11 protein-coding genes and 1 pseudogene are annotated in these 12392 nt (G+C 76.5%); all 12 read left to right on the top strand.

Annotated features, from left to right (window positions below; translation table 11 throughout):
• Positions 1-15: 15 nt before the first annotated feature.
• The 12 genes and pseudogenes from IEY75_RS08545 (at position 16) to IEY75_RS08490 (ending at position 12368) form a co-directional block, all read left to right on the top strand.
• On the top strand, positions 16-1059 hold the full coding sequence (locus tag IEY75_RS08545) for a quinone-dependent dihydroorotate dehydrogenase (protein WP_189113705.1): 1044 nt from the start codon (positions 16-18) through the stop codon (positions 1057-1059).
• 56 nt (positions 1060-1115) lie between these two features.
• Positions 1116-2345: an adenosylmethionine--8-amino-7-oxononanoate transaminase gene (locus IEY75_RS08540; RefSeq protein ID WP_373290243.1), complete on the top strand. Its 1230-nt coding sequence runs from the start codon at positions 1116-1118 to the stop codon at positions 2343-2345.
• A gap of 11 nt (positions 2346-2356) precedes the next feature.
• Positions 2357-3190: an orotidine-5'-phosphate decarboxylase gene (gene pyrF / locus IEY75_RS08535; protein ID WP_189113703.1), complete on the top strand. Its 834-nt coding sequence runs from the start codon at positions 2357-2359 to the stop codon at positions 3188-3190.
• A 179-nt stretch (positions 3191-3369) separates the two neighbouring features.
• On the top strand, positions 3370-3687 hold the full coding sequence (mihF, locus tag IEY75_RS08530; protein ID WP_189113702.1) for an integration host factor, actinobacterial type: 318 nt from the start codon (positions 3370-3372) through the stop codon (positions 3685-3687).
• Between the two features lie 27 nt (positions 3688-3714).
• A pseudogene (gmk, locus tag IEY75_RS08525) lies at positions 3715-4293 on the top strand (guanylate kinase); the annotation flags it as partial.
• A 166-nt stretch (positions 4294-4459) separates the two neighbouring features.
• Positions 4460-4726 (top strand): DNA-directed RNA polymerase subunit omega, encoded by a 267-nt coding sequence (gene rpoZ / locus IEY75_RS08520; RefSeq protein WP_189113700.1) that lies wholly within the window; start codon positions 4460-4462, stop codon positions 4724-4726.
• A 19-nt stretch (positions 4727-4745) separates the two neighbouring features.
• Complete coding sequence (coaBC, locus tag IEY75_RS08515; RefSeq protein ID WP_189113699.1) at positions 4746-5981, top strand: bifunctional phosphopantothenoylcysteine decarboxylase/phosphopantothenate--cysteine ligase CoaBC; 1236 nt, start codon at positions 4746-4748, stop codon at positions 5979-5981.
• 171 nt (positions 5982-6152) lie between these two features.
• The gene (gene metK / locus IEY75_RS08510; RefSeq protein WP_189113698.1) at positions 6153-7343 is read left to right on the top strand and encodes a methionine adenosyltransferase; all 1191 of its coding nucleotides are present in this window, start codon (positions 6153-6155) and stop codon (positions 7341-7343) included.
• A gap of 45 nt (positions 7344-7388) precedes the next feature.
• Positions 7389-9392 carry a primosomal protein N' gene (locus tag IEY75_RS08505; RefSeq protein ID WP_229789487.1) on the top strand — a complete coding sequence of 668 codons (2004 nt, stop codon included), beginning with the start codon at positions 7389-7391 and terminating at the stop codon, positions 9390-9392.
• Positions 9393-9484: 92 nt separating this feature from the next.
• Positions 9485-10060, top strand: coding sequence for a peptide deformylase (gene def / locus IEY75_RS08500; RefSeq protein ID WP_189113697.1), 576 nt, complete (start codon positions 9485-9487; stop codon positions 10058-10060).
• A 5-nt stretch (positions 10061-10065) separates the two neighbouring features.
• Entirely contained in the window at positions 10066-10992 is a 927-nt protein-coding gene (fmt, locus tag IEY75_RS08495; RefSeq protein ID WP_189113917.1) for a methionyl-tRNA formyltransferase, read from the top strand.
• Positions 10989-12368 (top strand): RsmB/NOP family class I SAM-dependent RNA methyltransferase, encoded by a 1380-nt coding sequence (locus tag IEY75_RS08490; RefSeq protein ID WP_189113696.1) that lies wholly within the window; start codon positions 10989-10991, stop codon positions 12366-12368. Before fmt ends, IEY75_RS08490 begins: the two co-directional genes overlap by 4 nt.
• Positions 12369-12392 lie beyond the last annotated feature (24 nt).

The following is a 12392-nucleotide window of genomic DNA, read 5'->3' as shown; positions in this document are numbered from 1 at the left end:
CCGGGGCGGGGCGCGGTGTTCGAGCGGGTCGTGCGGCCGGTGCTGTTCCGCATCGGCGGCGGGGACGCCGAGCGCGCCCACGAGTGGACGCTGGCCCGGCTGGCCGGCCTGGCCGGCCGACCGGCGCTGCTGCGGGCGCTCGCCGCGCGGTACGCCGTGCGCGCGCCGCGGACGGTGTGCGGCATCGACTTCCCGAACCCGGTGGGCCTGGCCGCCGGGATGGACAAGGACGGCGCCGCCCTGCCGGCCTGGCCGGCGCTGGGCTTCGGCTTCGTCGAGGTCGGTACCGTCACCCGGCACGCCCAGCCCGGCAACCCCCGCCCGCGCCTGTTCCGCCTGCCCGCCAGCGAGGGCGTGATCAACCGGATGGGCTTCAACAACGCCGGGGCCGACGCGCTCGCCGCCCGGCTCGCCGCCCGGCCCCGCCCGCTGGGGGTGCCGCTGGGCATCTCGCTGGGCAAGTCCAAGACCACCCCGCTGGCCGAGGCAGTCGGGGACTACCTGTACTCCTACGACGCGCTGGCCCGGTACGCCGACTACGTGGCGGTCAACGTCTCCTCGCCGAACACCCCCGGGCTGCGGGCGCTGCAGGACCGGGCGAGCCTGGAGGAGCTGGTGGCGGCGCTGGCCGGCCGGCCAGCGCCCGGCCGGTCCGGGCCGCCCCCGCCGGTCCTGGTGAAGATCGCTCCGGACCTCGCCGACAGCGCGGTCGCCGAGGCCCTCGACGTGTGCGTCCGCGGCGGGGCCGCGGGCGTCATCGCCACCAACACCACCCTCGGCCGCGCCCACCTGGCCCCCGCCGACCAGGCCCGCGCCGCCGAGGCCGGCGGGCTGTCCGGGCGCCCGCTGGCCGACCGGACCCGGGCGGTCGTCGCGTTCATCCACCGCGAGACCGGGGGCGGCCTGCCCGTGGTCGGGGTCGGCGGCATCACTGGGGCCGACGACGCCGCCCGGCTGTTCGACGCGGGCGCGTCCCTGGTCCAGCTCTACTCCGGGTTCATCTTCCACGGCCCGCCGCTGGTGCGCGCGGTCGCGCGGGCGGCCCGGGACCGGCGGTGAACGCGCAGGAGCTGCTCCGGCTCGACCGGGCGCACGTGTGGCACCCGTACGGCCCGATGCCCGGCACCGCCGACCCCTACGTCGTGGAGTCCGCGGCCGGCGTGCGCCTGCGGCTGGCCGACGGGCGGGAGCTGGTCGACGGGATGGCGTCCTGGTGGGCGGCGGTCCACGGCTACCGGCACCCGGTCCTGGACGCGGCCGTCACCGACCAGCTCGGCCGGATGAGCCACGTCATGTTCGGCGGGCTGACCCACGCCCCGGCCGTCACGCTGGCCCGGCGGCTCGTCGAGGCGGCGCCGGGGGAGCTGGCGCACGTGTTCCTCTGCGACTCCGGCTCGGTGGCCGTCGAGGTGGCCGTCAAGATGGCCCTCCAGTACTGGCGCTCCGCCGGCCGGTCCGCCAAGCGCCGCCTGGCGACCTGGCGGGGCGGGTACCACGGCGACACCTTCCACCCGATGAGCGTCTGCGACCCCGAGGGCGGGATGCACCAGCTCTGGCGCGGCGTCCTGCCGGCGCAGGTCTTCGCCCCGCCGCCGCCGGGCGGGGCGGACGCCCCCGTCGACCCCGGCTACGTCGCCGCGCTGGAGACCACGCTCGCCGCCCACGCCCCCGAGCTGGCGGCCGTGATCGTGGAGCCGGTGGTCCAGGGGGCGGGCGGGATGCGGTTCCACCACCCCGGGTACCTGCGCGCCCTGCGCGAGCTCTGCGACGCCCACGACATCCTGCTGATCTTCGACGAGATCGCCACGGGCTTCGGCCGTACGGGTGAATTCTTCGCCGCGGCGCACGCCGGGGTCGCCCCGGACGTGCTCTGCGTGGGCAAGGCGCTCACCGGCGGGTACCTGTCCCTGGCCGCCGCCCTGTGCACTCCGCGGGTGGCCCGCGGCATCTCCCGGGGGGCTGTGCCGGTCCTCGCGCACGGACCGACCTTCATGGGCAATCCGCTCGCCTGCGCCGTGGCCAACGCGTCGCTGGACCTGCTCGACACGGGCGCCTGGCGGGCCGACGTCGCCCGGATCTCCGCCGGCCTGGCGGCCGGCCTGGCGCCCCTGCGCGCGGTCCCGGGCGTCGCCGACGTCCGGGTCCTCGGCGCGATCGGCGTGGTCCAGACGGCCGGGCCGGTGCCGGTCGACCGCGCCGCCGCGGCGGCCATTGCGGAGGGTGTCTGGCTGCGTCCGTTCCGCGATCTGATCTATGTCATGCCGCCGTACATCACCGATGATTCGGACATCGCGCGTCTCTGCCGCGGCGTCGGCGCCGCGGTGGAGGCGTCGGTTTACCAGTGAGGAGGAACACAGTGGAGTCATTCGGCACTCGGCTGCGCGCCGCCACAGACCGCCTCGGTCCGCTGTGTGTGGGCGTCGACCCGCACCCCGGGCTGCTGGCCGCCTGGGGGCTGCCCGACAGCGTCGAGGGCCTGGCCTCGTTCAGCGAGACGGTGGTGGCCGCGCTGGCCGGCCGGGTCGCGGTGGTCAAGCCGCAGTCGGCGTTCTACGAGCAGTACGGGTCGCGGGGAATTGCAATCCTGGAGTCGACGGTCGCGCAGTGCCGGGCCGCCGGATCATTGGTGTTACTCGATGTCAAGCGGGGTGATATCGGCTCGACCGTGCGGGCGTACGCGGCGGCCTACCTGGACCCGGCCCGGCCGCTGGCCGCCGACGCGCTGACGGTCGCCCCGTACCTCGGCACCGGCGCCCTCGAACCGGTCTTCGCCGCAGCTCACGCCCACAGTGCGGGCGTGTTCGTCCTGGCCCTGACGTCCAACCCGGAGGGTGCCTCGGTGCAGCACGCCCGGACCGCCGACGGCCGTACCGTCGCCCAGGCCGTGATCGACGACGCCGCCCGCCGCAATGCCGGGGCCACGCCTTTGGGGGACGTCGGCCTGGTGATCGGCGCCACCATTGGGGACACCGGTCATACATTGACTAATGTCAATGGCCCGCTCCTGGCGCCCGGGATGGGCGCGCAGGGCGGGACGGCCGCCGGGCTGCGCGCGGTGTTCGGCGACGCACTGCCCGCGGTGCTCCCTTCGTACTCCCGCCAGGTGCTCGGCGCGGGCCCCTCGGTGGCGGCGCTGCGCGCCGCCGCGGAGTCCGTCCGGGACGACTGCGCTGCGGTCCTGCGGGGCTGACGAGGGGTTGAGCTGCGTCCATGTGGCTGTGATCTTGACGTCGCGACGTTGCCGAAAACGCCGCTGACCGCTAGTTTTCCGTCCCGCCGGGAACCACCAGCACCACGCGTTCCCGCGCAACCCTTCGAACCGACCTCGTTCCGGCTCGTGCCGGAGCGCTAGGGACCTGAGGAGAACTGGTGCCGCTCCCGTCACTGAGCCCCGAGCAGCGCGCTGCCGCGCTGGAGAAGGCCGCGGAGATCCGCAAGGCCCGTGCCGAGCTGAAGGAACAGCTCAAGCAGGGCAAGACCACCCTGGCCGACGTGCTCTCCCGGGCCGAGGCCGACGACGTGGTCGGCAAGTTGAAGGTCTCGGCCGTGCTGCAGGCACTGCCGGGCATCGGCAAGATCCGTGCCACCCAGATCATGGAGAAGCTCAAGATCGCTGACAGCCGCCGGCTGCGGGGTCTGGGCGACCAGCAGCGCCGCGCGCTGCTGGGGGAGTTCGCTGCGAACTGACCGCGGCGGGTCACGTATAAACGTTCCATGCATCGCGACGCGCGCCCGGCAGCCCGACTCACCGTTCTCTCCGGCCCCTCGGGGGTCGGCAAGGACAGCGTGATCGAGCTGATCCGGGCGCGTGCGCCGTGGGTGGCCCTGTCGGTCTCGGTCACCACCCGCCGGATGCGCGACTACGAGGTCGACGGCGTGCACTACCACTTCGTCGACCGCGCCGAGTTCGCCCGGCTGGTCTCCGGCGACCAGCTCCTGGAGTGGGCCGAGTTCGCCGGCAACCTCTACGGCACCCCCCGCGCGCAGGTCGAGGGGAACCTGGCCGCCGGCATCCCCACCCTGCTGAAGATCGACCTCCAGGGCGCCCGCCAGGTCCGGGCCTCGATGCCGCAGGCGCGGCTCGTCTTCCTGGCCCCGCCCAGCGTCGAGGAGCTCAAGCGCCGGCTGGTCGGCCGCGGCACCGACGACGCCGAGACCATCGCCCGGCGCCTGGCCCACGCCGACGACGAACTGGCCGCCGAGAAGGAGTTCGACCAGACCGTCGTCAACGACTACGTCGAGCGGGCCGCGGACGAACTGCTAGGATTGCTTGGTTCGCCCGCGGTCGACCCGCCGGCCGCCACGGTTGACGACCACAGGGTCGAGGACAGGCGGCCCGGGGCCGTCGATCGGCAAGCCGGGGCGGCGCACACCGGTGGGGCTGCTGTCCACCGGCCGGCGTCCTGACGGGCGGGCCTGCGTACTTCGTCCGTACGACTTCAGAGCTGAGGACCGCCTCGTGGCCACTGTCGCCAACCCCGAAGGCATCACCTTCCCGCCGATCGACGAACTGCTGGAGAAGACCACCTCCAAGTACGCGCTGGTCATCTTCGCCGCCAAGCGCGCGCGCCAGGTCAACGCCTACTACAGCCAGCTCGGCGAGGGCCTGCTGGAGTACGTCGGCCCGCTGGTCGAGACCACCCCCCAGGAGAAGCCGCTCTCCATCGCGCTCCGCGAGATCAACGGCGGCCTGCTGACCTCCGAGCCCACGCCCGAGGGCGCCTGAGCGACGCCGCGCCGTACCGATGGCCGACCGGGTGATCCTCGGCGTAGGCGGCGGCATCGCCGCCTACAAGGCGTGTGAGCTGCTGCGGCTGTTCACCGAGGGCGGGTACGACGTCCGCGTCGTCCCGACCGCCGCGGCCCTGCGGTTCGTCGGCGCCCCCACCTGGGCGGCGCTGTCGGGCCACCCGGTCAGCCCGGACGTCTGGGACGACGTCCACGAGGTCCCGCACGTGCGGCTCGGGCAGTCCGCCGACCTCGTGGTCGTCGCCCCGGCGACCGCCGACCTGCTCGCCCGCGCGGCGCACGGCCTGGCCGACGACCTGCTGACCAGTACCCTGCTGACCGCGCGCTGCCCGGTCCTGCTCGCCCCCGCGATGCACACCGAGATGTGGGAGCACCCCGCGACCCGGCACAACGTCGCCACGCTGCGCGCCCGCGGCGTCCACGTCCTCGAACCGGCCACCGGCCGGCTGACCGGTGCCGACACCGGCAAGGGCCGGCTGCCCGACCCGGCCGCGATCCACGCCCGCGCGCTCGCCCTGCTCGCCGCCACCGACGGCGCGGACGCGGCGGCGGAACGCCCGCGCGACCTCGCCGGGCGCCGGGTCCTGGTGACGGCCGGCGGCACCCGCGAACCGCTGGACCCGGTCCGGTACCTGGGCAACCGCAGCTCCGGCAAGCAGGGCTATGCCTTCGCCGCGGCCGCCGTCGACCGGGGCGCGTCGGTCACCGTCGTGGCCGCGAACGTCGCGCTGCCGCCGCCGGCCGGCGTCCGCGTCCTGCCGGTCTCCACCACCGCGGAGCTGCGCGCGGCGACCCTGGCCGCCGCGGCCGAGGCCGACGTGGTGGTGATGGCGGCCGCCCCGGCCGACTTCCGGCCCGCCGAGGTGGCCACCGACAAGATCAAGAAAGCGGATGTCGGGGACACGCCGACGATCGCGCTGGTCGCCAACCCCGACATCGCCGCCGAGCTGGGCGCCGGCAAGCGCCCCGGCCAGCTCCTCGTCGTCTTCGCGGCCGAGACCCGCGACGCCCATGCCCACGCCCGCCGCAAGCTCAGGGCCAAGGGCGCCGACCTGGTGGTGGTCAACGAGGTCGGCGTCGACCGGGGCTTCGGGGCCGACGTCAACGCCGCCGCCGTGCTGGACGCCGACGGCGTGGTGCGCGACCTGCCGGAGCAGCCCAAGCGCGCCATGGCCGACGCCGTGTGGGATGTGATCCGCGCAAGGCTACCCGGCACGGGCCTTACCGGATGACCTGCCGGCCGCGTACGCTCGGTCCGATCGACCGCGGGCCGTAGACTCCGCGGAACAATGCCGCGTATTCGGACACGGGCCGCACGGTGGCCCACCTGTCCGGGCGCGGCGCCGCCGAACACGGCCGATCGCCGCCGGGCCGGCGGACCCGGACCTGTCTAGGGAGCACTCGTGGCACGCCGCGTCTTTACCTCGGAGTCGGTGACGGAAGGTCACCCGGACAAGATCGCTGACCAGATCAGCGACGGGATCCTCGACGCCCTGCTGGGTGCCGATCCCCGCAGCCGGGTCGCCGTGGAGACGATGATCACCACCGGCCAGGTGCACGTGGCCGGCGAGGTCACCACCCAGGCCTACGCCGACATCCCCACCATCGTCCGGGAGACGATCCTCGGGATCGGGTACGACTCGTCCAAGAAGGGCTTCGACGGCGCCTCGTGCGGCGTCAGCGTCTCCATCGGCAACCAGTCGCCCGACATCGCCCAGGGCGTCGACGCCGCCATCGAGTACCGCAGCGGCGCCGCCGACGACACGCTCGACAACCAGGGCGCCGGCGACCAGGGCATGATGTTCGGCTTCGCCTGCACCGAGACCCCCGAGCTGATGCCGCTGCCGATCGCGCTGGCGCACCGGCTGGCCCGCCGGCTGGCCGCGGTCCGCAAGGACGGCACCGTGCCGTACCTGCGCCCGGACGGCAAGACCCAGGTCACGATCGAGTACGACGGCCTACGCCCGGTGCGGCTCGACACCGTCGTGGTCTCCAGCCAGCACGCCGCCGACATCTCGCTGGAGACGCTGCTGACGCCGGACGTGCGCGAGCACGTGCTCCTGCCCGAACTCGACGGCCTGGGACTGGACACGGCCGGCTACCGGCTGCTGGTCAACCCCACCGGCCGGTTCGAGATCGGCGGCCCGATGGGCGACGCCGGCCTCACCGGACGCAAGATCATCGTCGACACGTACGGCGGGTACGCCCGGCACGGCGGCGGCGCCTTCTCGGGCAAGGACCCGTCCAAGGTCGACCGCTCCGCCGCGTACGCGACGCGCTGGGTCGCCAAGAACGTCGTGGCGGCGGGCCTCGCCGAGCGGTGCGAGGTGCAGGTGGCGTACGCCATCGGCCGGGCCGCCCCGGTGAGCCTGTTCGTCGAGACGTTCGGTACCGCCACCGTCGCCCCGGAGCGGATCGAGCGGGCCGTCGGCGACGTGTTCGATTTGCGCCCGGCCGCGATCATCCGCGACCTGGACCTGCTGCGCCCGATCTACCGGCAGACCGCCGCGTACGGGCACTTCGGCCGCGAGCTGCCCGAGCTGACCTGGGAGCGCACGGACCGCGTCGCGGACCTGAAGTCCGCCGCCGCCTAGTGGGTGGCCCGCACCGCTGAACCCGCGCGCCGGCAGCCGGCGGACGTGCTGCCCGTCGCGCGGGTCTGCGTCGACCTGCCGCTGGCCCACCTGGACCGCCCGTTCGACTACCTGGTGCCGGCCGCCTGGGCCGACACGGCCGTGCCCGGGACGCGGGTGAAGGTGCGCTTCGCCGGCCAGCTCGTGGACGGTTGGCTGCTCGACCGGGTCGCCTCCTCCGCCCACCCGGGCCGACTGGCGTACCTGGACCGGCTCGTCTCGCCCGAGCCGGTCCTGGACCCGGCGGTGCGGGCGCTGGCCCGGGCGGTCGCCGACCGGTACGCCGGCACCCTCGCCGACGTGCTCCGGCTGGCGGTCCCGCCCCGCCACGCGCGGGTGGAGAAGGAGGCCGCCGCGACCCCGGGCGGTGCCGCCCCCGCGACCCCGGGCGGTGCCGGCGCCGCGCCGGAGCCCGGGTCGGCGCCGGCCGCCGCCGCGCGCGGCGGTCCGCGGCCCACCGATCCGGACGGGGGCTGGTCGGCGTACCCGGCCGGGCCGGCGCTGCTGCGCGCGCTGGCCGACGGCCGGGCGCCGCGGGCGGTGTGGTCCGCGCTGCCCGGCGAGTCCTGGCCGGACCGCCTGGCCGAGGCCGCGGCCGCGACCGCCGACGCGGGCCGCGGCGTCGTCCTCGTGGTCCCCGACGCCCGGGACCTGGACCTGCTGGACGCCGCCTGCGCCGCCGCCCTGGGCCCCGGCCGCCACGTCGCCCTGACCGCCGCTCTGGGACCCGCCGAGCGGTACCGCCGGTTCCTCGCCCTGCGCCGCGGCGCGGTGCGGGTGGCGATCGGCACCCGTGCGGCCGCCTTCGCGCCGGTCGCCGACCCGGGTCTCGTGGCCGTCTGGGACGACGGCGACGACCTGCACGCCGAGCAGCGGGCGCCGTACCCGCACGCCCGCGAGGTCCTGCTCACCCGCGCCCAGCTCGCCGACTGCGCCGCCCTGGTCGGCGGGTACGCCCGCAGTGCCGAGGCGCAGCTACTGGTCGAGACCGGCTGGGCCCGCGAACTGGTAGCCGACCGGGCGACGCTGCGCCGGCGGGCGCCCCGCGTCGAGGCGATCGGCGCCGACCCGCAACTGGCCCGCGACCCCGCCGCGGCGACGGCCCGGCTGCCCAGCCTCGCCTGGGACGCCGCCCGGGCGGCCCTGCGCGCCGACGCGCCGGTGCTGGTCCAGGTGCCGCGGCGCGGGTACCTGCCCTCGGTGTCCTGCCAGGACTGCCGGACCCCCGCCCGGTGCCCGCACTGCCAGGGGCCGCTGGGCCTGCCCGCGGCCGGCGGGCACACCGCGTGCCGGTGGTGCGCCCGCGTCGCGGCCGGCTACGCCTGCCCCGCCTGCGGCAGCCGCCGGCTGCGCGCGGCCGTCGTCGGCGCGCGGCGGACGGCCGAGGAGCTGGGCCGGGCGTTCCCCGACGTCCCGGTCCGGACCTCCGGCCGCGACGAGATCCTGGGCGCGGTCGACCCGGGGGCGGCGCTGGTGGTGGCGACCCCGGGCGCGGAGCCGGCCGCGCCCGGCGGGTACGGCGCCGTGCTGCTGCTGGACACCTGGGCGATGCTGACCCGGGCCGACCTGCGCGCCGCGGAGGAGGCCGTCCGGCGCTGGATGGCCGCCGCCGCGCTGGCGCGGCCGGCGCGCGACGGCGGCCAGGTGGTGGTCGTGGCCGACGCGCAGGTCCCCCCGGTCCAGGCGCTCGTCCGGTGGGACCCCGGCGGCTACGCGGCCCGGGAGCTGGCCGACCGCCGCGAGCTGGGCTTCCCCCCGGCCGCCCGGATGGTCAGCCTCACCGGCACGCCGGCCGGGCTGGCGGAGTTCCTGGCGCAGGCGCGGCTGCCCGGCAGCGCCGAGCTGCTCGGGCCGGTGCCGGCCGGTGCCGCCGAGCGGATGCTGGTGCGGGTCCGGCGCGCGGAGGGCCCGGCGCTGGCGGCCGCCCTGCACGCCGCCGCCGGGGTGCGCAGCGCGCACAAGGCGCCACACCCGGTCCGCGTCCAGGTCGACGCGCTGGAGCTGCTGTGAGCCGGGCCGGCGGCGGTACCCGGCCGGCGCGCCGGCACCGGTCGTAGACTGGTGCGTCCACCCTGTCCTCCTCGCCCGGCCCGGGAGCGCGCGTGTCCGTCCAGTCCATCCGCCTGTTCGGCGACCCCGTGCTGCGGACCGCCGCCGACCCCGTCGTCACCTACGACCGGGAGCTGCGCGCGCTCGTCGCCAACCTCACCGACACCATGCGCGAGGCCGGCGGCGCCGGCCTCGCGGCCCCGCAGCTCGGGGTGGGCCTGCGGGTCTTCGCCTTCGACGTCGATGGGGTCGACGGCCACATCGTCAACCCGGTGCTGGACTTCGGCGACGCGCAGGAGCAGGAGGGTCCGGAGGGCTGCCTGTCGATGCCGGGCCTGTACTTCGACACCCGGCGCCGGATGAACGTGGTGGCCCGCGGCTTCAACGGGTACGGCGACCCGGTGCAGGTGGTCGGCGCCGGCCTGATGGCCCGCTGCCTCCAGCACGAGACCGACCACCTCGACGGCGTGCTGTTCGTCGACCGGCTCGACCCGGCCGCCCGGCGGGAGGCGATGAAGGCGATCCGGCAGGCCCCGTGGTACGACCCGGCCGCCCCGCCGACGGTGAAGGTCAGCCCGCACGCCGCGGGCGGCTTCCTCGCCGCGGACCCGTTCGGCCTGGGCCGGTGACCGGGCTGCGGCTGGCCTTCGCCGGTACCCCCGCCGTCGCCCTGCCGGCCCTGGACGCGATCGCCGCGTCGGCGCACGAGATCGTCGCCGTCGTCACCCGGCCCGACGCGCCCGCCGGCCGGGGCCGGCGCCTGGTCCGGTCACCCGCGGCCGCCTGGGCCGACGCGCGCGGCATCGAGGTCCTCACCCCCCGCCGCCCGGCCGAGCCGCAGTTCCAGGCCCGGCTGGCCACGCTGGCGCCGGACTGCGTACCGGTGGTGGCGTACGGGGCGCTGGTACCGCCGGCCGCGCTGGCGATCCCGCGGCTCGGCTGGCTGAACCTGCACTTCTCCCTCCTGCCGGCCTGGCGCGGCGCCGCCCCCGTGCAGTACGCCGTGCTGCACGGCGACGAGGTCACCGGCGCGAGTGTCTTCGCGCTGGAGGCCGGCCTGGACACCGGCCCGGTCTACGGCACCCTGACCGACGCGATCGGGCCGGCCGACACCGCCGGCGACCTGCTGGAACGCCTCGCCGGCAGCGGCGCCGGGCTGCTGGTGGCCGTGCTGGACGCGCTAGCCGACGGCACCGCCCGGGCGGTACCGCAGCCGGCCGACGGGGTCAGCCACGCCCCGAAGGTGACCGTCGAGGACGCCCGGGTGCGCTGGGCGGAACCGGCCTTCGCCGTCGACCGGCGGATCCGCGCCTGCACCCCCGCCCCCGGGGCCTGGGCGAGCTTCCGGGAGGATCGGGTCAAGCTCGGACCGGTGGCCGTCGTGCCGGACGGTCCGCGGCTGCGGCCGGGCGACCTGGTCGCCGAGAAGTCCCGGGTGCTGGTCGGCACCGGCACCGCGCCGGTGGCGCTCGGCGAGGTCCGGGCCGCCGGAAAGCGGGCCATGCCCGCCGTGGAGTGGGCCCGGGGCAGCCGGATCAAGCTGGGAGAGCACCTGTCATGAACACCTACCGCCGGCCGCCCGTCGACCTGGCCCGCCGCGTGGCGTACGAGGCGGTGGCCGCGGTACACCGCGACGACGCGTACGCCAACCTGGTCCTGCCCCGGATCCAGCGCGACTTCGACCTGCACGGCCGCGACGCCGCCTTCGCCACCGAGCTGACCTACGGCACGCTGCGCGCGCGCGGCGCCGTCGACGCCGTGCTGGCCTCGGCCTCCCAGCGGACCCTGGCGCAGTTCGACCCGCAGGCCCGCGACGCCCTGCGGATCGGCGCCTACCAGGTCCTCTACACCCGGGTGCCCGCGCACGCCGCCGTCTCCGCGACCGTGGACCTGGTCCGCGACGTCGCGCCCGGCGCCACCGGCTTCGCCAACGCCGTGATGCGCCAGGTGTCCGAGAAGGACCTCGACACGTGGCTGGCGCTCGTCGCGCCCGCCGCCGAGGCCGACCGGGTCGGCCACCTCGCGGTGGCCCGCAGCCACCCGGAGTGGGTGGTCCGCGCGTTCGCCGACGCGCTCGGCGGCGACCTGGACGAGACCGAGCGGCTGCTGGCCGAGGACAACGAGCGGCCGCCGGTCCACCTGTGCGCCCGGCCGGGCCTGGCCGACGCCGCGGAGCTGGCCGACGAGGTGGGCGGGTCGCCCGGCGCGTTCTCGCCGTACGCGGTCTACCTGACCGGCGGCGACCCCGGCGCGCTGCGGGCGGTCCACGACCGCCGGGCGCACGTGCAGGACGAGGGCTCGCAGCTCGTCGCGGCGGCGCTCGCCGACGCCCCGGTCGACGGTACCGACGCCCGCTGGCTGGACCTGTGCGCGGGCCCCGGCGGCAAGGCGAGCCTGCTGGGGGCGCTGGCGGCGCTGCGGGGCGCGCACGTCACGGCCGTCGAGCCGACACCGCACCGGGCGGAGCTGGTGGAGTACGCGGTCCGCGGCCTGCCGGTCGAGGTGCGCCAGGCCGACGGCCGGGACGTGGGGGCGGGCAGCGACCTGCGCGAGGGCTGGTTCGACCGGGTGCTGGTCGACGCGCCGTGCTCGGGCCTGGGCGCGCTGCGCCGCCGGCCGGAGTCGCGCTGGCGGCGGCAGCCCTCGGACCTGCCCGCGTTGACGAAGTTGCAGCGGCAGCTCCTGGACGCCGGGCTGCGGGCGGTCCGCCCGGGCGGCGTGGTGGCCTACGTGACCTGCTCGCCGCACGTGGTCGAGACCCAGGTGACGGTCAGCGAGAGCGCCCGGCGGGCGAAGGTGCCGGTCGAGCTGGTGGACGCCCGGCCGCTGCTGCCGCCGGGGATGCCCGGGCTGGGCACCGGCCCGGGCGTGCAGCTGTGGCCGCACCGGCACGGGACCGACGCCATGTACCTGGCGGTCCTGCGCCGCAACGACTGACGCCGGGCGCCGCGCGAACGCCGC

It is taken from the genome of Pilimelia terevasa (assembly GCF_014647915.1).
GTDB lineage: Bacteria > Actinomycetota > Actinomycetes > Mycobacteriales > Micromonosporaceae > Pilimelia > Pilimelia terevasa.
This window is presented reverse-complemented; position numbering and strand designations above follow the sequence as displayed.